The organism is Streptomyces sp. NPDC051913, from assembly GCF_044593635.1.
Taxonomy (GTDB): domain Bacteria; phylum Actinomycetota; class Actinomycetes; order Streptomycetales; family Streptomycetaceae; genus Streptomyces.
In genome coordinates this window covers 712,851-732,119 of record NZ_JBIUCI010000004.1, presented here as the reverse complement: position 1 = coordinate 732,119, position 19,269 = coordinate 712,851, and the positions used below count along the sequence as shown (strand labels likewise).

The window sequence follows — 19,269 nt, the reverse complement described above, 5'->3', positions numbered from 1 at the left end:
CTACAGGGGCGTCGCCGCGCGCAGGATGAGGACCATCGTCACCGCGGAGTTGGCGGACGACATCGCCGACACCGCGGTCCCGGCGGCGGCCGCCCAGGCGGCGAGGCCCACCGCCGTGAACATCGACGGCCAGCTGCGCGGCGCGGGCGCCGGCCGCAGCAGCGCGGCCACCCGGCGCGGGACGGGGCCGGGCAGCGCGAACCCGGCGAGCGTGGGCACCGGAGTCCCGCGGGAGACCAGAGCCGCCCTGCCGATCGCGCGCGCCACGGTGCGCCGGTCGCCGACGGCCCGGGCCGCCTCCTCGTCCGCCCAGCGCTCGGTCGTGTAGGCCACGGCCGTGCGCAGCGGTCCCAGGAACGGGTTGGCGCGCGCCGCGAGTTGCGCGACCAGCAGGAACCGGTGGTGCCGGGCGGCCAGATGGGCCCGCTCGTGCGCGAACAGAGCCCGCCGCTCGGCGGGCCGCAGCCCGTCCAGCAGCGCCGTCGTCACGACGATCCGGCCCCGGGCGCCACCGGGCAGGGCGTACGCGTACGGCTCCCGTTCCGAGAGTACGACCACCTGCGCGCCCGGCAGCCCGGCCAGCGCCCGGTGTGCGCGCCGCCGTGTCCGGCCGTGCCGCCACAGGGCGCGGCCGCACACCAGGGCGACGGCCAGCAGCACCGGAATGGCGGCCCGCCCGGCCACCTCGTCGTAGGGCACGGCCGCGCGGACCTCGGGGTCAGACCAGCCGTCGGGCAGCGGGTTCCCCGGCAGCTGTGCGGTGCCGACCACCATCAGCAGCGCCAGGCAGACCGTGCTGCACAGCGCCATCACCCCGGCCACGGCCGTCAGCAGCCGGGTGGCGAGGCGTGGATGCAGATGCTGCTCGGCCAGCCGCGCGATGGGCCAGGCCGTCAGGGGCAGGATCAGCGGCAGAAAGACGAACACCCCCATGAGGTCTCAGTCTTCCCCTTCGCTCTCCGCCTGCCCCAGCAGCTCCCTCAGCAGTCGCTCGTCATCGGGTTCCAGGGAGGTGACGAAGCTGGCCAGGACCGCTTCGCGGTCGCTCTCGCCGTCGAGCAGCCTGCGCATCCGGTGCGCGGCGAGCCCCGCCTCGTCCGACACCGGCGTCCACACGAAGGAGCGCCCCGCGCGTTCGCGGGTCACGGCGCCCTTGGCCAGCAGTCTGGTCAGGATCGTGATCACCGTCGTATAGGCCAGATCCCCGCCGAGACGCTCCTGGACCCAGCCCGCGGTCGCCGGTCCGTCCGCCGTCCGCAGGGCCGACAGGACCTGTACCTCCAGCTCGCCCTGCCCCCGTCGCCGGGGACGCCGGTGATCCGTCACTCCCTGTCTCCCTTCCGCTGCCGCGCACGTCACGGGCGGTCCATCGTAAGGACACCTGGTGCCGGATCCTCAGGCCCGGGTGGTCCCATGGCCGAACGCACCACCTGGACCCGGTCCGCGAGGGCGGCGGCGGGGATGTCCAGGAGCTCGTAGCCGAAGGCGTGGTAGCTCTCCTCGTGGATCCTCTCGAACTCCAGCGACTCCTCGAAGCTGATGCGGCGTGCGCTGGTGGGCTCGCAGAAGCCGAGGTTGCGGACGAAGAACACCCGGCGTTCGTAGATGCGCTCGGCCGTGATCCGCTCGATCTCCGCGGTCAGCGACGGGGGAATCGGGCGGCCGAGGTACCGGGCCAGGGCGTGGGTGCAGATCGGTGACCGGTCGTACACCTGCACCGGGCCGGTGGCGGGGGCCGCCAGTTGCCGTGCCTTCTGCATCCCCACGATGTCGTCCAGGAACGAGGCCCGGGTCCATGGCTCGTCCTCGCCCCGGGCCTGGGCCTGGGCGATGACGGCGGTGGCCGCCTCCTCCACGACCGGGAGGCCGAGGTCGGCCAGGCCGTGGAGGAGGGAGGTCTTTCCGGCACCGGGGGTGCCGGTGAGGATGTATCGACGCATGGTCGCGCAGTTTAGGGGCGCTGGACCATCAACTGCCCGGGCACGCGGCTGACCGGCGGACGCATGCCGCCGCCGGTCAGCCCGGAGCACCGGTGGTCAGCCGGAGTGGGGGATCAACTGGTCGCGCAGGTGCTGCCGTTGAGCGTGAAGGCGGTCGGTGCCGCGTTGGTCGTGCCCTTGGCGCCGATGAAGCCGACGGTGACCGAGCCGGCGGCGGCGATGGTGGACGTGTACGAGGCGGGGGTCACGCTGACGGCGGCGCCGCTCTGGGTCGGGGTGCCGCCCCACATGTTGGAGATCGTCTGGCCGCCTGCGAAGGAGAAGCCGAGGGTCCAGCCGTTGATGGCGGTGGTGCCGGTGTTGCGGATGGTGATCTCGCCCTGGAAGCCGCCCGGCCACTCCCCCACGACCCGGTAGCCGACCGAGCAGTTGAGCACCGGGGCCTTGCCGGTCGTGACGTTCACGGTCGCCGAGCGGGCCGAGCGGTTGCCCGCCGCGTCCCGGGCGTAGACGGCGAAGGTGTACGCGGTCTCCGCCGAAAGCCCGGTCACGGTCACCGAGTTGGTGGTGGAGGCGGCGACCTTGGTCTCGGTGCCGCCGCTGACACGGACGACGTCGTAACCGGCGACGCCCACGTTGTCGGTGGAGGCGGTCCAGGTGAGGCCCGCGGAGGTGGCCGTGACCGCGGAGGCGCTCGGGGTGCCGGGGGTCGTGGGCGCCTGGGTGTCGCCGGAACCGCCACCGCCGTAGACGGTGGCTTCCTTGGCGGTCTGGGCGATGCCGTTGGTGCCGTTGAAGATGCGCTGGCCCCAGGAACTGAGCTGGTTGGGGTCGAAGTCGATCGCGAGGTCGAGGATCGGGTCGGTGTTGCCGCTCCACGACCAGGCCAGGTACCCGAGGTCGAGCTGCTCGGCGGTGGCCATCATGGTGTCCTCGTCCGGGTCGCCCCACTGGTCGGCCGGACCCCCGAACTCACCGATCAGGATGGGGAGTTTGGCGTTGACGAAGGCGTTGAGGTAGTCGGTGATCTCCGCGGCGGTGTCGAAGACGCTGTACATGTGGATCGAGAAGATCAGGTTGCCGGTCGTGTCGGCGTTGTAGACGCTCTGGGCGTTGGTGCGCATGACCTGTTGCCAGTCCTGGCCCCAGTTGGGGGCGTCCACCATGATCGTGTGCTCGAACCCGGCGTTGCGCAGCTTCTTGACCGCGGCGATGGTGGGGTCGGTCCAGCCCTCGGGGTTGGTGTTGCCCCAGGGCTCGTTGCCGATGTTGATGATGATGTAGTTCTCCTGGCCCGCGAGCACGCTCTTCAGGCCGATCCAGTAGTCGGCGGCCTGGTCGAGCGTGCCGGCCGCGCTGTCCTCGCCGTAGCCGGTGGTGTCGTGCACCTCCAGGACGCAGATGAGCCGGTTGGCCTTGCACTGGGTGACAACGTTGGCAACGTCCGCCGCGGTGTTGGCGGTCCAGCGGTGGCCGTCGGCCAGGACGACCCGGACGGCGTTGGCGCCGAGCGCCTTGATGTCGGAGAGCGACTGCGTCTCGTTCGGGTACCAGGTGTGGGCGTGGTTCACGCCGCGCATCACGAAATCGTTGCCGTTGCCTTCGAGCAGCCGGCCGTTGCTGATGTGGAGGCCGGTGGCCTGGATGCCCGGCGGCTCGGCCTGGGCGTGGGCGGCGGCGGGCCAGAGCGCGCCGAGCAGGACGAGCCCGAGGAGGGCTGCCGCCAGGCGGCCGAGGAGGCCCGATGTCGTGCTCTTTCTTGTCGTGCTTCTTGTTCTTCTCACTGCGACTCCTGGGAGTGAGCGCCAAGAAACTCAGGCATGGGAGGAGAGCGGTATGGGAGCGCTCCCATAAAAGCCATCGCGCCAGGTACACGTCAAGGGAATGAGCAAAGACCCCTCAATACACCGCAGACTGTCGACACTATCGGGAATGACGAACGCCATCACCCTTGACCCCGCCATAGTGTCGACACTAGGAAGGGGGTGAGCCGCACCGCGGTCTCGTACGACTGCCTTGAGAAGGGGGTCCCAGTGACCGGCAGGCTCTCCGGAAAGGTCGCCCTCGTCACCGGCGCGGGCGCCGGGATCGGACAGGGGTGCGCACTGCTCTTCGCCGAACAGGGCGCGACCGTCGTCGGCTGCGACATCGACGCGGGGGCGGCGGAGCGGACCCGCGAGCTGGCGGCCGAACGCGGTCTGGGCCTCGACGTGCTGGCCCCGCTGGACATGACCGAACCCGCGGACGCCCGCCGGTTCGCCGACGAGGCGGCGGCCCGCCACGGGCGGATCGACGCGCTGGTGACGGCGGGCGCCATCGCCCCCCACATGGCCCCGGCCGTCGCCATGGACTTCGAGGCCCAGTGGACGCCCACGATGCGCGGCGAGGTCGACGTCGTCTTCCTGCCCGTACAGGCGGCATGGCCGCACATGGAGGCGTCCGGGGGCGGCTCGATCGTCAACTTCGCCTCGGTGAACGCCTTTCGCGGCAGCGGCACCTTCGGCATGGTGGCGCACTGCGCGGGCAAGGCCGCCGTACTCGGACTGACCCGTCAGCTCGCGGTGGAGGGCGGACCGTTGGGCATCCGCGCCAACACCGTCTCCCCCGGCATGGTCCGCACACCCGCCACCGAGTCGGCGGGGGCGCACGAGGGTGCGGCGCGCGAGACACTGCTCGCCCGGATCCCGCTGGGGCGCACCGGGACACCCGAGGACATCGCGTGGTGCGCGCTTTATCTGGCCTCGGACGAGGCCGCGTGGGTGACTGGCGGCAACTTCCCCGTCGACGGCGGGGTCCTGGCCAAGTGAGCGGCGCTCAGGGATCGTTGGGCGCCGGAGTCGGCAGCGGCGGGCGCACCGGGGAGGCCCGGCCGCCGGGCCTCACGACTCCGCGCGGCGCTTGCGGGCCGGCTTACGGACGGCCGGGTCCTGCTCCAGCTGCTCCTCCACCGCCCGCAGCGCCCGGACGGTCGCCCCCGCGATCAGGGCCGAGGCCAGCTCGCCGTCGCGCTCCTCGCAGGCCTGGAGCAGCCGTTCCTGGTCGTCGATGCTGTAGGCGAGCCGACCGGCGCGGGTCAGGCTGAGGTGGCGCAGCATCAGGGTGCGCAGGGCGAGTGAGTCCAGGATCTGCTTGAGCGTGCCGTTGCCGACGACCTCGGTCATCCGTTCCTGGAGCTGGACATGGGCCCAGAAGTAGGAGTCCACGTCACCTGAGTCGGCCAGCTCGCGCATCCGCTCCACCCGGGCGCGCAGCTCGGAGAGTTCGGCGTCGGTGGCCCGCTCGACGAGGAGGCCCGCGAGCATCGCAAGGAGCTGCCGTCTGACCTGGTAGATGTCCCGGATGTCCTGGAGGGAGGGCGCGGCGACCCGGGGCCGGCGGCGCGCCTTCATCTCGACGAGGCCCTCCTGTTCGAGGAGCATCAGCGCCTCGCGGACGGGCGTACGGCTGGTGTCGAACCGGCGGGACAGCTCCACACTGTTGAGGTCCTGTCCCGGTTCGAGGCGGCCCTCGATGATGCCCGCGCCGACCCATTCCGCGATCTGCGCCACGAGCGGTTCCCGGCGGTCCCGCAGCCGCAGGAGGCGTTCCAGCACCTCGTGCGTGTCCTGATCGGTCATCGGGCGCCTCTCCCTGCCTGCCACGGGCTCACAGCCGGTTCAACGGTGTCGACACTATCTCATCCCTCCGCAAGCCCCTCCGGGGATCCCCCTTCACCTGTCGACAGACAGCGCTGTCTGCGGCTGTCTGTCGCTCAGCCACGCCAACCGTCGTACGACGACCTATGGAGGACACATGAATCCGGACCGCACGCCCTTCGAGCCCAGCCGACGGGCGGTCGTCGGGGGCGCCCTCGCCGCGCTCGCCGTCACGGGCGCTGTCGAGGGCACGGCTTCGGCCTCGTCGCAGAGCGAGCTGCCGTGGGAGCCCGTCCCGGTGCCCGGGCAGGTGCCGGTGACCGAGTACCAGGTGCCCGTCGCCGGCGGTGGCAGCCTTTGGTGCTGGGACACGGGGGGCGACGGCGAGCCGGTGGTGCTGCTGCACCCGGGGTCCGGCAGCGGTGAGAGCTGGCCGTACCAGCAGCCGGTGCTGGCCGGGGCGGGCTTCCGGGTCGTCGCCTACTCGCGCCGGGGCGCGTACGGGTCGGTGGCCGGGACCAGGGCGGAGGCCGACACCGCGTCCGGGGACCTGGACACCCTCGCCGACCATCTGGGCCTCGGAGCCTTCCATCTCTCCGGTTCGGCGGCGGGCGGCCCGGTCGCCCTCGACTACGCCCTGGCCCACGGCGACCGGCTGCTCAGCCTCACCGTGTCCGGCAGCGTGATGGGCATCCAGGACGCCGAGTACCAGGACCTGACCTCCACGCTCCAGCCGGATCCGTTCGGGGACATGCCGGTCGAGTTCAAGGAGCTGGGTCCCTCGTACCGGGGCGGCGACCTGGCCGGGGTGGCCGCCTGGCTGGATATCCACGAGCGGGCGAAAACCGCCGACTCCTTCCCGCAGTCGTCGACGAACACGATCACCTGGGCGGCGCTGGAGACCCTCACCCTGCCCGTCCAACTCATCACCGGAGACTCCGACTTGTACAGCCCGCCGTCGGTGATGCGGCTCAACGCCCAGCACCTCGCCGACGTCGAGACCCACGTCGTCACCGAGGCCGGCCACAACCCGCACTGGGAGCAGCCGGCCGCCTGGAACAGGCTCCTGATCCGGTTCCTGCGCCGCCACCGGACCCGTTCCTAGACGTCCAGGGCGACCAGGAAGCGGGACACCATGTTGTACGCCGCCACGGTCGCCGTCAGTTCGACCAGTTCCGCGTCGGTGAAGTCGGTGCGCAGCGCGGCGAACAGCTCGTCCGGGACCTGGACGTCACGGGTCATCGCGTCGGTGTAGGCGATGACCCGTCGACGCCGGGGGTCGAAGTCCGGTTCCTCGCGGCGCAGTTCGGTGAGATCGGCGTCGGCGAGGCCGGCCCGGCGGGCGTCGGGTTCGTGGGCGGTCCACTCGTAGGCGGCGCGGTTGAGGACCGCGATCCGCAGCACGACCAACTCCCGTATCGCCGGGGACAGTTCCATCCGGGTACGGACGGCGCCGAGCAGGCTGTTCCAGCCGTCGGCGAGCTGAGGGCTGTGCAGCAGCATGCGGTCGAGGGGATGCAGGTCGCCGCCCCGGCGGGCGCGGATGCGGCCGGCGACCTCGCCGTTGCCGTCGGTGTCGGGGAGTCGGGCCATGCGGGGTCCTTTCAAGGGGTTGGCGCGTGTGATGGGCCTGACGGGGTTCACGGGGCTACAGGGGGCGGGGGCAGCGGGCCAGGTGCCGCAGTGCCTCGATCCGGTCCATCTGACCGGCGCTCACCGTGTCGCCGAAGACCATGGCCTCGGTCCCGGTGAAGGCGGGCCAGGGCGGCAGGCCCTCGCCGTTGGGGTCGCCCGTCGTGACGAAGCGGGCCCAGGTGTCCGCCATGGTGCGGGCGAGTGCGCGGTCGGTCGGGGTCCAGGGCCAGGGCCGGCAGTCCAGGGTGTCGAGCGCGTAGGGGAGTTCGGCGGTGTGATGGACGCCGTAGGAGGGCAGTCCGTCGCGTGGTGGTGCCAGGTCCAGATCGGCGGGCAGGGGTGGGGTGCGTTCGAAGCGGTAGAGCCAGGTCGGTGCCTTGGCGTGGTGGCTTGTCGCCCAGTGCCACACCGGGTACGTGAAGCGGCTCTCCCCGGTGAGGAGCCGTGCCGTGCGGCGGGCTTCGGCGCCGTCGCGTACGGGGTAGTGGTCGTCGGTGCCGGGTTCCACGGGGAGGCTCCGCAGGGCGTCCAGGGTGGAGTACACCGACCCCTCGTCGCTGTTGGTGCCGACCAGGAGGGGTACGGGGTGCTGGCGGCCGGTGGCGAAGACGTCATCGGTGGGTTCGATGAGGAAGTCGCCGTCGACGACGGGGCCGAAGTGCCCGGCGAGGGCGAGTTCCACTCCGTCGGTGCGGCGCAGGGCCGCGATGTCCCGGTCGCCGAACTGTTCGGCCCAGCGCAGCCCCTGCTTCTGCGCCTCCCCCTGTTCGGGCAGGTGCCCCTCCGCTCGTCCGATGCCCGATGCGCTCTGGCCGAGGGCGGCCCGGAAGAGGGGGCGGGCCGCGGGGGCGGCCATGAGGTGGCAGACGTGGGCGGCTCCGGCGGAGTTGCCGGCGAGGGTGACTCGGTCGGCGTCCCCACCGAAGGCCGCGATGTTCTCCCGGACCCAGGTGAGGGCGGCGAGGATGTCGAGGAGGCCGTAGTTGCCGGAGGCGCCCTCGGGATCCTCGGCGGCCAGTTCCGGGTGGGCGAGGAAGCCGAGGGCGCCGAGTCGGTGGTTGAGGGTGACGACGACGAGGCCGCGGCGGGCCATCGCCCGGCCGTCATGGATCTCCTGGCCGCCGTGGCCGTAGCGGTTGCCGCCGCCGTGGATCCACACCATCACCGGCAGTCCGCCGCCGGTGTCCGGGGTCCACACGTTGAGGTAGAGGCAGTCCTCGCTCATCACCAGGGCCCGCCGGTCGGCGAAGTTGGTGTGGTACATGATCGAGTCGCGGGGTGGTTGCGGCTGGAGGGGCGCGGGTCCGAAGGTGTCCGCACGGCGCTCGCCGTCCCAGCCCCGGGCGGGTCGGGGCGGACGCCAGCGCAGGTCACCGACGGGCGGTGCGGCGAACGGGATGCCCTTGAACACGGCCACCCCGTCCTGCCGCTCCCCCACCAGCCGCCCGCCGGACGTCCGTGCCCTGATCATGCCGGCGCCTTGTGCAGCCGACCGTCCTTCATGACGGCCGTCAGCCGGTGGCGGTCCTGGAGGAGGGCGATGTCCGCCAGCGGATCCCCGTCGACGAGCACGAGGTCGGCGAGGAACCCCTCGCGGATCAGGCCGAGTTCGTCACCCATGCCCATGATCTGGCCGCCGTGGAAGGTCGCGGCGCGCAGTGCCTGGGCCGAGGTGAAGCCGAACCAGTCGACGAAGAGTTCGAGGTCCTTCAGGTTGCGGCCGACCGGGTTCCAGGCGAAGCCGTAGTCGCCGCCGGGGAGCACCCTGATGCCGCGGCGGACGAGTTCGGGTACCACCTGGCGTACGGCTGCCGCGGTCGCCTCGACCTCCATGCCGGGTTCGGGTTCGCCGCCGGCCTCGTGGAGGTTGGCGTGGATGATGCCGGGGGTGGGGGCGACGAAGAGGCGGTCGCGGGCCGCTTCTAGGAGGTCGAGGGTTTCCTCGTCGGCGAAGGTGCAGTGGTAGACGGCCCGGATGCCGTGGCGTACGGCCATCTTGATCGAGTCGGCGGCATGGGCGTGGGCGGTGAGCCAGACGCCGTGCCGGTCGGCGGCCCGCGCGGCGGCGGCGACCTCCTCGTCGGTGAACTGCACGATCCGCGAGGTGCCCTGGACGACGGCGCTCTCGCCGGACAGCGACAACTTGACGATGTCGACGTCGAGTTCGGCCATCTCGGTGACGAAGCGGGAGACCGATTCGGGGTCGGAGGCGCGTCCGTCGACGCCGGGGAAGTCGTAGACCCCGGGTTCCACCATGCCGGCGCTGCCCTCCCAGGAGGCGGCCTTGAGGCGGGGTCCTGGCATCCAGCCCTCGGCGAAGGCCTTGCGGGCCGCGGTCTCGGTACGGGGGAGCCGGTTGCCGCCGGAGTAGGCGCTGGTGATGCCGTGGTCGAGCAGGACGCGCCCGGCGTGGGCGACGAGCAGGGCCTTCTCCGCGTCGGGTTCGTCGCGCCGCGGGGAGCGGTGTTCCACGGTGGAGCCGAAGCCGAGGTGGGCGTGGGCGTCGACCAGCCCGGGCAGCAGGGTGCCGCCGGCTCCGTCGATCACCCGGACGTCGGCGCGCAGATCGCGCGGGAGGCGGTCGGTGACGGCGGTGATGCGGTTGCCGTCGACGAGGACCTCGGCCGGGAAGGGGTTCCGTCCGGTGCCGTCGAAGACGCGGACGTCGGTGAAGAGGGTACGGGTCATCGGGTCGCGCGCCTCCGGAAGGTGTGCCGCATCTCCCCCACCCCGCCGATCCGGCTGACGAGTTCGTCGTCCGGAGTGAGGAACCGCTGGGGCGAGCGCCGGTTGCCGACCCCGGCCGGGGTGCCCGTGAAGATGAGGTCGCCGGGCAGCAGGGTGCAGAACTCACTGAGGTAGGACACGAGTCGGGGAATCGGGAAGATCATGTCGCCGGTGCGGTCGTGCTGGACGACCTCGCCGTTGAGCTCGCAGGTCAGCTCCAGGTCGTCCGGGTCGTCGACCTCGTCGAGGCTGACGAGGGCGGGCCCGAGGGGGCCGAAGCCGGGGTGCGACTTGGCGAGGGAGAACTGGGCGGGGCGGCCCGCGAGTTGGGCGAGCCGCTCGGACAGGTCCTGGCCGACGGTCAGGGCGACGACCGGCTCCCAGCCCTTCTGGACCGGGATGTTCCGTGCCTCGTGGCCGATGACGGCGACGAGTTCGAGCTCCCAGTCGACATGGCCCGGCGGGAGTTCGACCGTGGCGTACGGCCCGGTGAGGCAGGTGGGGAACTTGGTGAAGACGAGGGGTGCGGTGGGTTCCTCGTAGCCGGCCTCGGCCGTGTGGGGGCGGTAGTTGAGGGCGACGGCGAAGATCTGGCGGGGGGCCGGGACCGGAGCCTGGAGGTCGCAGGGGTCGTAGGGGCGGGCGCCCGTGGCGTGGGCGGACCACTCGCGCAGGTCGTCCCAGCGGGCGAAGAGGTCGGCCGCCAGGTCGACGGGGACGTCGATGACGCCGTCCTCGGTCAACAGCACGGGGCGGCAGTCGAGTTGTGCGATGCGCATGGGCTCTCAGACCGTCCACTGCTCGGCGGGCGGCTCGTCCTCGCCGTATGCGTCGTACCAGGAGACCACCGGGTTGCGCAGCACCCCGAGGCCCTCGATCTCGGCCTCGACGACGTCCCCGGGCTTGAGGTAGTTCGCGAAGGGGTCCTCGGTGCTCGCGGCGACGCCGGCGATCGTGCCGGTGGTGATGATGTCGCCCGCGCTGTAGGTCTGCGGGGAGTGGTAGGCGACCAGTTGCGGGATCGACACCGACATGCGGGCGGTGTTGGACTTCTGGCGGACGTCGCCGTTGACCCGCAGCTCCATGTCGAGGTCGTGGGGATCGTCGATCTCGTCGGCGGTGACGATGTACGGGCCGATCGGGCAGAACGTCTCGATGGCCTTGGAGAAGGAGAAGACGCCGGACTCCATCTCCTTGCGCTGGATGTCCCGTGCGGTGATGTCGTTGAAGACGAGGTATCCGACGATGTGCTCGACCGCCTGCTCCGCGCTGAAGAACCTGCCGGGCCGGCCGATGATCACAGCGAGTTCGAGTTCGTAGTCGAGTTCCCGGGTCAGGTGCGCCGGGTACACGATCGGCTCGTCCGGGCCGATGACAGCGTCGACGTTCTGGAAGAAGACGATGCCCTTGTTGACCGGGTGGGACCAGTCGACACGGACCAGGTCCTCGTGGTGCTCACGGAAGTTGCCGGCCGTGTGGAAGAACTTCTTCGGCACGATCGGCGCCCGCAGCCGCACCTCACCGAGCGCGAACGTCCGCCCCGTCTCGCTCACTTGGCCCTCACGTTCGAAGAACGCCCGGGTCGAGGGCACGTCCAGCTCGACGACCGTGTCGCCGTCGATCCGGCCGACGAGCCCCTCGTCGAATGTCACCAGCTTCATCAGACCTCCTTAACTGTCGACACTCAGCCTGCCCAGGACGTCTTTGATCGTCAATAGCTGCGCCAAGTGTGGACACAATTCATGACTGTGGCCTAAGTTCCCGAGCATGCGCACTACATGGGACTTCACAGGCACCCGGGCGCTGGTCGCCGGTGCGGGCGGGATCGGGGCGGTGATCGCCTCGGAGCTGGGCTCGGCGGGCGCCTCGGTGGTCGTCCTCGACGTCGACAGGGAACGGCTCCCGGAGAACGGCATCGCCGCGGATCTGACCTCCTCGGACGCCTGCCGCGCAGCCGTCGCCGAGGCCCGTCAACTCCTCGGCGGAATCGATGTGTTCGTGCACGCGATCGGCGTCAACGACCGTCGTCCGGTACTGGAGACGCCGGACGAGGTGTGGGAGCGGCTCATCGCCGTCAACCTCACGAGCGCCTTCCATTTGGGCAAGGCGGTCGGTGCGGTCATGGTGTCCGGCGGTCACGGGCGGATCGTCTACCTCTCCTCCGTCTCCGGCCTGCTCGCCCACCAGCACCACGCGCCGTACGCCGCGACCAAGGGCGGGGTCAACCAGCTGCTGCGGGTCATGGCCCGGGAATGGGCGCCGCACGGCGTGACCGTCAACGCGGTCGCACCCGGCTACACCGAGACCGACCTCACCCGCGAGTACCTCGCGAACCCCGGCATGCGCGCCTCGGTGGAGGGGCTCGTCCCGGCCGGGCGGCTGGGCCGCCCCGAGGACCTCACCGGGCCGGTGCTCTTCCTCGCCTCCGCCGAGTCGGCGTTCGTCACCGGGCAGGTCCTGTACGTCGACGGTGGCCGGACTCTCGTATGAACATCCCTTTCGCAGCGGACGACTTCACGATCGGAGCCCGTATGACCCCCGTCCCCGGCCGCTTCGCCGGCAAGACCGTCCTCGTCACCGGTGCCGGTACCGGATTCGGTGCCGAGATCGCCGTACGGGCCGCGCAGGAGGGCGCCGACGTCGCCGTCCACTACCGGCGGTCCCGTGCGGGCGCCGATGCGACCGCCGAACGCGTCGCCGCGCTCGGCCGCACGGCGCTCGTCGTGCAGGCCGACATCGCCGAGCACGAGCAGATCAAGCGGCTGGCCGACGAGGTGTGGGCGCACTTCGGGCGGCTCGACGTGGCCGTCAACAACGTCGGTGATGTGGCCCGCGAGCAGATGTCCTGGCGGGACATCACCGAGGAGTCCATCGATCACGTCCTCGCCGTGGACGTGAAGGGCACGCTGCTGTGCACGCATGAGTTCGGGGCGCGGATGCTGGAGCAGGAGGGCGGGGGTGCGATCGTCAACGTGGGGTCCACCGTCGTCGTGCGCGGTAGCGCGCGGGCGCCTCAGTACGCCGCCGCCAAGTACGGGATCATCGGGCTGACCAAGTCGTATGCCCATGCGTTCGCGCCGGCGGTGCGGGTGAACGTGTTCGCGCCGGGGTTCATCGAGACGGAGGCGACGCTCGGGCGGGAGGACTGGAAGGGTGGGCGGGGCGAGGTGTTGCGCGACGCCACGCCGATGGGGCGGATTCCTGGGCCTGCGGAGTTGGCGGGGGCTGCGTTGTTTCTTGCGACGGAGGATGCGCAGCACATCACTGGTGGGTTCCTGGTGGCCGATGGTGGCTACAACATGATTGGGGCCTAGCGGGTTCGGGTTCGGCTGCGGGTCCGTGGGGGCTGGTCGCGCAGTTCCCCGCGCCCCTTGGGCCGGCTGCTCGCCCCTTCTCAACAGGTTCCGGCCCCCGGGAGATGGTTCGCGTCCCGGGGACCGGTTGTCTGTCGTCTGTCACGCCACCGTCAGGGTCAGTGCTCCCGTGTAGCTGGTGCCCGGGGTGATGGGCGTCGCCGTGCCGTTCACCGTCAGGGTGACCGTCTTGCCCGACGGGGCCGTCACCGTCGCGTCCGATGCCAGGGTCAGGGCGCTCAGGTACGACGTTCCCCTCACCGTCCAGGTGGAGCCGGCGCCCAGCGTCACCAGGACGCCGTTGTTGACCACCGCGCTCGGGGTGTTGGTGACCTCGCTGATCTCACGGTATTCCGCCGAGGTGATCGTCGAGACGCTGTGCCTGGCCGTCGTCGCCGAGATGACGCCCTGTACCGCCGAGCCCGTGAACGTGAGGTTCAGGTTCTGGCCCTGGAGGCTTCCGATGCCGCCGCCCCAGACGGAGTTGTAGAAGTCGCCCTTGAGGTCGATGTCGGTGAAGGTGCCCTTCGCGTCGGTGGACTGGGCGCTGGTGGTGACCCAGGTCGAGGACCTGGTCGGGGAGCCGGTGGGCTCGGTGTACGTGCCGATGGTCTCCGTCTTCCACGGCTTGCCCGAGACCGAGACGCTGCTGGGGCGGTCGGTGTCCATGAGCTGGAAGATCACGCCGTTGCCGGAGTTGATGGCCGCCCCGTCGGAGCCGTCCACCGTGACCGAGCCCGCGACCGCCTTGCACATGAACGCCGTCTCGCCCGTGTTGACCTGGGTGCCGCCGTCGATGGTGACCGAGCCCGCCGCGTACCACAGGACCATGAAGCGTCCGGCGGTCACCTCGGTGGACCGCACCGGCAGCTTGTTCAACTCGGCTGTGGTCAGGCCGAGTTCCAGTGAGGTGTTGAGCGCGGCCACCGCGGCCTTCGTGCTGTCGCCGTAGTGGGCCGAGGCGCCCCAGTGGATGAGGGCGTAGTCGCCGACGTCGAAGGTGCAGCCGAGGAAGTGTTCGGTGACGTTGCCGATGGCGTAACTGCCGTAGCCCTGGCCGCCGGTGTTGGCGATGGTGGAGTTGATGGCGGTGAGGGTGCAGTAGCTGCCGCCGTCGACCGAGAGCGCGCCCCATTTCTCCGAGGAGATGGTGGAGTTGATGTACGACGCCTTGGTGCTCGTGCCCAGCAGGTTGGTGGTGCGGACGTTGCCGGACAGGCCCAGCATCCAGGGCACGGTGATCATGTAGCGGGTGTCGCCGGTGCCCGCGGTCGGGTACTCGTCGGGGACGATGCCGTCGGCGCAGTGCAGGGTGGAGTTCTTGACGATGACATGGGCGGTGGCGTCGGCGACGACCGCGGTGCGGACCACGCCCTCGTTGCTGATGGTGGCGCCGTCCAGGACGAGGGTGGTGCCCGCTCCGGTGCCGACGACGCAGGCGCCGTAGCCGATGAAGTCGCAGCGGCCGTTGCCGGCGAAGGCGATCTTCGGGTCGGTGAGCGTGTAGGTGCCGCCGCCGGTGACGTAGACGCCGTTGAACGCCTCGCCGTTGGAGAGGAGTTGGATGTTGGTGGCGGCGGTGTCGGTGACCTTGCCGCCGCGTACCTCGGAGGGGACCGACTTGGACTCGTCGACCCCGTCGGCGTCGACGTAGATCGCCTGCCGGAAGGGGAAGGTGAGGTCGCTGTAGGCGAGGTCGTTGGCCTCGGCGACGCTCAGGACGATCGTGCCGCGGTAGGTGCCGGCGGCGATCGCGGTGGCCGCTCCCCCGTAGCCGTCGGTGAGTTCGGCGAGCCGGGCGCCGGTCTCCACGCCGTTGACGGTGAGGGTGAGGCGGTAGCCGTCGGGGACGGCGATGACGCCGCCCTCGGCGATGGTGAGGCGGGACGCGGTGGTCGTCCCGGTCAGTTCCAGGGTCTCCCCGGAGCCGACGGTGATGCGGTTCCCGGCCTTCGACGCGGCGTGCGCACTCGCGGGGGCGACGAGCGTGGGTGCCATGGCGGCGGCGACCGCCACGAGCAGCGCGCGGGGACGGGCCCGGTAGGTGACCTCGGGGCCTTGCGTGCCGGTGCTTGTCACGTGAACTCCCTTGTTCTCAGTGGTTTTCAGGCATGGCTGACCGCCGAGAGGGGTGGCGGTCGGCCGGGTGAGGGGTAGCTGAACCGGACGGTCAGGGGGCCCGGTTGATCAGCTCGATGAGATTGCCGAACGGGTCGGCGACGAACGCCATACGGGCGTCCGGGCGGGGCGCCGGGCGCGGGCGCATCCGTACGGCCGCGCCCGCGGCGACGAGCCGGGCGAACTCGGTGTCGACCTCGGCGGCGGTGTCGACACTCAGGCACAGGTGGCCGTAGCCGAGCGTGCCCGCCGCCTCCAGCGGGCCGTCGGCCATCAGGCCCGGCTCGGCGTCCGGCCGGTGCAGCAACTCAACGCGGTAACCGCCGGCATGACGGAGCATCACACCGCGCAGGCCGGTGCCGGGGACGGAGAACGCGCGCTCCTCGGTGAGGTGCAGGGCGGTGCGGTACCAGCGGGTGGCGGCCTCCAGGTCGGGGACGGAGATCCCTATGTGGTCCAGCCTCACTGGCGGGCCGCTTCCGGGCCGGCCGGCACCTTCTCGCCGCGGATCCGTGCGAGCACCCGGGTGCGGAGTTCGGCGAAGCGGGGGTCGGCCCGGGTCGTCAGCTGGTCGCGGGCGTCGCCGAGGGGGATGACGAGGTTGTCGAGGACGGCGGTGGGTTTCCCGCCGAGGACGATGACACGGTCGCCCAGGTAGACGGCCTCGTCGATGTCATGGGTGACCACGACGACCGTGATGCCGAGCCGTCGGCGCAGTTGCAGGGTGAGGTCCTCCAGGTCGAAGCGGGACTGGGCGTCGACCGAGCCGAACGGTTCGTCCATCAGCAGCACCGGGGCGTCGTACGCCAGACCGCGCGCGATCGCCACCCGCTGCTGCATACCGCCGGACAGCTGCCACGGGTACTTCTCGCCGACGTCCTGGAGGCCGACCGCCTCCAGACACTCCAGCGCCCGGCGCCTGCGGACCGTCTTCTTCACGCCCCGGCCCTGGAGCGGGAAGGCGACGTTGTCCCAGACGCGCAGCCACGGCAGCAGGGAGCCGCGGTAGTCCTGGGAGACCACGGCGATGTCGGCATGCGGTGCGGTGAGCGGCTGGTCGCCGTAGCGGACCCGGCCCCCGGTCGGTGGGGTGAGACCGGCCAGGCAGCGCAGGAGCGTGGTCTTGCCCGCGCCGGACGGTCCGACCAGGCACACCGCCTCCCCCGGGTCCACGCGCAGGGACAGCCCGTCCAGCACCCGGTGCGCCCCGAAGCTCATGGAGAGGTCCTCGACGTACAGGCTCGATCCGCGGGTCATACGACGACTCCGTTGCTCTTCTCGCTACTCGTGGCGGGCGGCGTCCGCGGGGCGCGTTCACGCGGGGCGCGCTGGTGGTACCAGCCCAGGAGACGGTGTTCGACCAGCAGGAGCAGCACGCTGAGGGCGTAGCCGACGATGCCGATCAGGAGGGTTCCGGCCCAGGTCTCGGCGACGTGGAAGCTGGAGCCGCTCTGGAGGATGAAGTTGCCGAGCCCGATCGGTGATCCGTAGATCTCGCTGACGACCATGAGGACGACGGCGATGGACAGGGCGACGCGGACGCCGGCGAGGATCTGGGGCAGGGCGCCCGGCAGGATCACCCGGCGGAACCTCAGTGGCCAGGGGATGCGGTAGCCGCGGGCGGTCTCGTGCACGGCGGGGCCGATGGACCGTACGCCGCTGATGGTGTTGAGCAGGATGGGCCACACGGAACCGAGGAAGATCAGGAAGACCTTCGGTCCGGAGCCGATGCCCAGGGTGAGGATGATGACGGGCACGAAGCCCACGGTGGGGGTGGCGCGGGCGAAGTCGAGCAGGGGGCCCGTGGCCAGGCGCAGGGCGCGGACCTCTCCGATGACCAGCCCCGCTCCCACCCCCACCGCGGTCGCGAGAGCGAGGCCGAGCACGATGTTGCGCAGGCTGAACAGCAGGTCCTCGACGAGGCCGCCGTGCGCGAGTTCGTGCCACAGGGCGGCGAGGACCTCGGTGAGGGGCGGGAAGTAGAAGCTGGTGCTGCCCGCGGTGGCGACGAGGAGGACGACGAACACCAGGGCCGGCAGCCACAGTTGGCGCAGAATCGATTTCCATGGCATGGCCTGCTACTCCTCTCCGGCGTGGGCGGGCGGCCGCCAGCGCAGCAGGCGGCGTTCCGCGGTCTGGGCGAGCAGGGTGATCGTGTAGCCGATGCCGCCGGCGGTCAGGATGTAGGCGTACGCCTTGGCGGAGGCGCCCGCCTGCTGGGACTCCATGATCATGTGGCCCATGCCGGGCAGCGTGGTGAGCACCTCGACGCCGATGGAGACCAGCACCGAGGTGGTCGCCGCGAGGCGCAGCCCCGTCATGATGGACGGGGCCGCGGCCGGCAGGACGACCCGGCGCATCCGCAGCATCCGGGGGATGCGGTAGCCGCGCACGGTCTCGTGTACGGCCTGGCTCACGCTGCGCGCCCCGTACTGGGCCTGGAGCAGCACCGGGAAGACGCAGGCGATGAAGACGACCGTCGCCTTCATGCCCGGGGTCGAGCCGAGGACCAGCAGGAACACCGGCAGGAGCGCGATCACCGGGAAGGAGCGGAGGATCTCCATGAGCAGCCGGGACGATTCCTCCGCCGCCGCACAGACGCCGGTGACCAGCCCCACCGGGATGCCCACGGCGATGGCCACGAGGAGTCCGGTGACCGCGCCGCGCAGGGTCTCCCCCATCGCCTGCCAGAAGGCGCCGCTGCCGAGGAGGTCACCGAGGGCGGCGGCCACCGACGCCGGGCCCGGCAGCGCGGTCGAACTGACCACGCCGACCGCGGCGATCAGCGCCCACAGCAGCAACACGGCGACCAGCGCGCCGAGTTGCAGCAGCCGTACCTTGGCCATGAGCGCTACTCCCCGGCCGTGGTGGGGGCCTGGTCCCAGTAGAGGGCGTCGTCCTCGGGCTCCTTGTCGAGGAGATCGAACGCGTGCATCTTCGTGATGACGGTGCGCATCACGGTCGTGTTGAGGGTCTTGTCGTAGTAGTTGGTGTCGTGGGCGTCGATGAAGTCGGCCGGGACCTGGGTGTACTTCTTGTCGATCGCCTTCACCGCAGCGGGGTTGGCGTTGGCGTAGGTGATGGCCTTGGCGACGGCGTCGATGAACTTCTTCGCGGTGTCCTCGTTCTCGGCCAGGTACTCCTGGCTGGAGAAGAGCAGGCCCTGGACCATGCCGGGCACGTCGTTCATGCCGTTGCCGATGGAGCGCAGTCCGCTGTCGAGGCCGGCGAAGTAGAAGGGGCCGAAGGAGAAGACCGCGTCGGTCTTGCCGGAGGTGGCGGCGTCGGTGAGCGACGTGGTCGGCAGAGCGACGAACTTGACCTTCTTCGGGTCGCCGCCGGCCTTCTGGACCAGGTACTCGCAGATGAACTGGATGGTGCCGCCGAGCGCGGAGATGCCGACCGTCCTGCCCTCCAGGTCGGCGAAGGACTTGATCTCGCTGTCCTTCTTCACCAGCAGACCGTCCGTGGGGTCGGTCTTCGTGGTCGCCGACTGGAGCCCGGTGACGATCCGTATCGGCATGTCCTGGGCGGCGCCCTTGAGGAAGCCGGAGCTGTCCGTCATGGCGAACTGGGCCTCGCCGTTGAGGACGGACGGAGCGTTCTGCGAGGTGTCCTGGGCGCCCGCCTTGATGGTGACGGAGAGGCCGGCGTCCTTGAAGTAGCCCTGCTGCTGGGCGATGTAGAGCGGCTCGAAGATGGCGCCGTTGGAGCGCAGGACGGTCACCTCGGCCTTGCCGTCGGCCGTGGTGGCGGTCGCGGAGTCGCCGCCGCAGCCGGTGGCGGTGAGGGAGGCGACGGTGGCCAGGGCGGTGAGGGTGAGCAGGGTGCGGCGCCGCGGGTTTCTGGTGGTGTCCATGG

The 19,269-nt window shown here is 70.9% G+C and carries 20 protein-coding genes; 4 read left to right on the top strand and 16 right to left on the bottom strand.

Annotation, left to right across the window (positions count from 1 at the left end):
- The 4 genes from ACIHIX_RS15910 to ACIHIX_RS15895 all read right to left on the bottom strand — a co-directional run bounded on the left by ACIHIX_RS15910 (position 1) and on the right by ACIHIX_RS15895 (position 3,724).
- Positions 1 to 933 carry a M56 family metallopeptidase gene (locus tag ACIHIX_RS15910; protein WP_399955482.1) on the bottom strand — a complete coding sequence of 311 codons (933 nt, stop codon included), beginning with the start codon at positions 931 to 933 and terminating at the stop codon, positions 1 to 3.
- 6 nt (positions 934 to 939) lie between these two features.
- Entirely contained in the window at positions 940 to 1,326 is a 387-nt protein-coding gene (locus tag ACIHIX_RS15905) for a BlaI/MecI/CopY family transcriptional regulator (RefSeq protein WP_399955479.1), read from the bottom strand.
- A 29-nt stretch (positions 1,327 to 1,355) separates the two neighbouring features.
- Positions 1,356 to 1,940, bottom strand: a complete 585-nt coding sequence (locus ACIHIX_RS15900; protein ID WP_399955476.1) for an ATP-binding protein — start codon at positions 1,938 to 1,940, stop codon at positions 1,356 to 1,358.
- A gap of 113 nt (positions 1,941 to 2,053) precedes the next feature.
- Positions 2,054 to 3,724 carry a cellulase family glycosylhydrolase gene (locus ACIHIX_RS15895; protein WP_399955474.1) on the bottom strand — a complete coding sequence of 557 codons (1,671 nt, stop codon included), beginning with the start codon at positions 3,722 to 3,724 and terminating at the stop codon, positions 2,054 to 2,056.
- 249 nt (positions 3,725 to 3,973) lie between these two features.
- On the opposite strand from ACIHIX_RS15895, the gene ACIHIX_RS15890 reads away from it, so the two are divergent.
- Positions 3,974 to 4,747 carry an SDR family NAD(P)-dependent oxidoreductase gene (locus ACIHIX_RS15890; protein WP_399955471.1) on the top strand — a complete coding sequence of 258 codons (774 nt, stop codon included), beginning with the start codon at positions 3,974 to 3,976 and terminating at the stop codon, positions 4,745 to 4,747.
- Between the two features lie 72 nt (positions 4,748 to 4,819).
- On the opposite strand, the gene ACIHIX_RS15885 is transcribed toward ACIHIX_RS15890, so the two are convergent.
- The gene (locus tag ACIHIX_RS15885) at positions 4,820 to 5,557 is read right to left on the bottom strand and encodes a GntR family transcriptional regulator (protein WP_399955468.1); all 738 of its coding nucleotides are present in this window, start codon (positions 5,555 to 5,557) and stop codon (positions 4,820 to 4,822) included.
- 175 nt (positions 5,558 to 5,732) lie between these two features.
- Between ACIHIX_RS15885 and ACIHIX_RS15880 the strand changes: the two genes are divergently transcribed.
- A complete protein-coding gene (locus ACIHIX_RS15880) occupies positions 5,733 to 6,680 on the top strand; it encodes an alpha/beta fold hydrolase (protein ID WP_399955466.1) in 948 nt (315 codons plus the stop codon).
- On the opposite strand, the gene ACIHIX_RS15875 is transcribed toward ACIHIX_RS15880, so the two are convergent.
- The 5 genes from ACIHIX_RS15875 to ACIHIX_RS15855 are packed head-to-tail and all read right to left on the bottom strand — an operon-like array spanning position 6,677 to position 11,598.
- Entirely contained in the window at positions 6,677 to 7,168 is a 492-nt protein-coding gene (locus tag ACIHIX_RS15875) for a carboxymuconolactone decarboxylase family protein (RefSeq protein ID WP_399955463.1), read from the bottom strand. The two genes, ACIHIX_RS15880 and ACIHIX_RS15875, sit on opposite strands and share 4 nt — an antisense overlap.
- A gap of 55 nt (positions 7,169 to 7,223) precedes the next feature.
- Positions 7,224 to 8,681: a carboxylesterase/lipase family protein gene (locus ACIHIX_RS15870; RefSeq protein WP_399955460.1), complete on the bottom strand. Its 1,458-nt coding sequence runs from the start codon at positions 8,679 to 8,681 to the stop codon at positions 7,224 to 7,226.
- Positions 8,678 to 9,898: an amidohydrolase family protein gene (locus tag ACIHIX_RS15865; protein WP_399955457.1), complete on the bottom strand. Its 1,221-nt coding sequence runs from the start codon at positions 9,896 to 9,898 to the stop codon at positions 8,678 to 8,680. The genes ACIHIX_RS15870 and ACIHIX_RS15865 overlap by 4 nt, the downstream gene beginning before the upstream one ends.
- Positions 9,895 to 10,716 carry a fumarylacetoacetate hydrolase family protein gene (locus ACIHIX_RS15860; RefSeq protein ID WP_399955454.1) on the bottom strand — a complete coding sequence of 274 codons (822 nt, stop codon included), beginning with the start codon at positions 10,714 to 10,716 and terminating at the stop codon, positions 9,895 to 9,897. Before ACIHIX_RS15860 ends, ACIHIX_RS15865 begins: the two co-directional genes overlap by 4 nt.
- 6 nt (positions 10,717 to 10,722) lie before the next feature.
- Complete coding sequence (locus ACIHIX_RS15855) at positions 10,723 to 11,598, bottom strand: fumarylacetoacetate hydrolase family protein (RefSeq protein WP_399955452.1); 876 nt, start codon at positions 11,596 to 11,598, stop codon at positions 10,723 to 10,725.
- 106 nt (positions 11,599 to 11,704) lie between these two features.
- On the opposite strand from ACIHIX_RS15855, the gene ACIHIX_RS15850 reads away from it, so the two are divergent.
- Together ACIHIX_RS15850 and ACIHIX_RS15845 are read left to right on the top strand one after the other, a co-directional pair.
- Positions 11,705 to 12,427, top strand: coding sequence for an SDR family NAD(P)-dependent oxidoreductase (locus ACIHIX_RS15850; RefSeq protein WP_399955451.1), 723 nt, complete (start codon positions 11,705 to 11,707; stop codon positions 12,425 to 12,427).
- Complete coding sequence (locus ACIHIX_RS15845) at positions 12,424 to 13,251, top strand: SDR family NAD(P)-dependent oxidoreductase (protein ID WP_399955449.1); 828 nt, start codon at positions 12,424 to 12,426, stop codon at positions 13,249 to 13,251. The genes ACIHIX_RS15850 and ACIHIX_RS15845 overlap by 4 nt, the downstream gene beginning before the upstream one ends.
- A 141-nt stretch (positions 13,252 to 13,392) precedes the next feature.
- Here ACIHIX_RS15845 and ACIHIX_RS15840 read toward each other — a convergent pair whose 3' ends face one another.
- The 6 genes from ACIHIX_RS15840 to ACIHIX_RS15815 form a co-directional block, all read right to left on the bottom strand.
- The gene (locus tag ACIHIX_RS15840) at positions 13,393 to 15,369 is read right to left on the bottom strand and encodes a hypothetical protein (RefSeq protein ID WP_399955448.1); all 1,977 of its coding nucleotides are present in this window, start codon (positions 15,367 to 15,369) and stop codon (positions 13,393 to 13,395) included.
- A 91-nt stretch (positions 15,370 to 15,460) separates the two neighbouring features.
- Positions 15,461 to 15,874 (bottom strand): VOC family protein, encoded by a 414-nt coding sequence (locus ACIHIX_RS15835; RefSeq protein WP_399955445.1) that lies wholly within the window; start codon positions 15,872 to 15,874, stop codon positions 15,461 to 15,463.
- Positions 15,871 to 16,665 carry an ABC transporter ATP-binding protein gene (locus ACIHIX_RS15830; protein WP_399955442.1) on the bottom strand — a complete coding sequence of 265 codons (795 nt, stop codon included), beginning with the start codon at positions 16,663 to 16,665 and terminating at the stop codon, positions 15,871 to 15,873. The genes ACIHIX_RS15835 and ACIHIX_RS15830 overlap by 4 nt, the downstream gene beginning before the upstream one ends.
- Positions 16,662 to 17,480: an ABC transporter permease gene (locus ACIHIX_RS15825; RefSeq protein ID WP_399955439.1), complete on the bottom strand. Its 819-nt coding sequence runs from the start codon at positions 17,478 to 17,480 to the stop codon at positions 16,662 to 16,664. Before ACIHIX_RS15825 ends, ACIHIX_RS15830 begins: the two co-directional genes overlap by 4 nt.
- 6 nt (positions 17,481 to 17,486) lie before the next feature.
- Positions 17,487 to 18,254, bottom strand: coding sequence for an ABC transporter permease (locus tag ACIHIX_RS15820; RefSeq protein WP_399955436.1), 768 nt, complete (start codon positions 18,252 to 18,254; stop codon positions 17,487 to 17,489).
- 5 nt (positions 18,255 to 18,259) lie between these two features.
- On the bottom strand, positions 18,260 to 19,267 hold the full coding sequence (locus ACIHIX_RS15815; RefSeq protein ID WP_399955433.1) for an ABC transporter substrate-binding protein: 1,008 nt from the start codon (positions 19,265 to 19,267) through the stop codon (positions 18,260 to 18,262).
- Positions 19,268 to 19,269 lie beyond the last annotated feature (2 nt).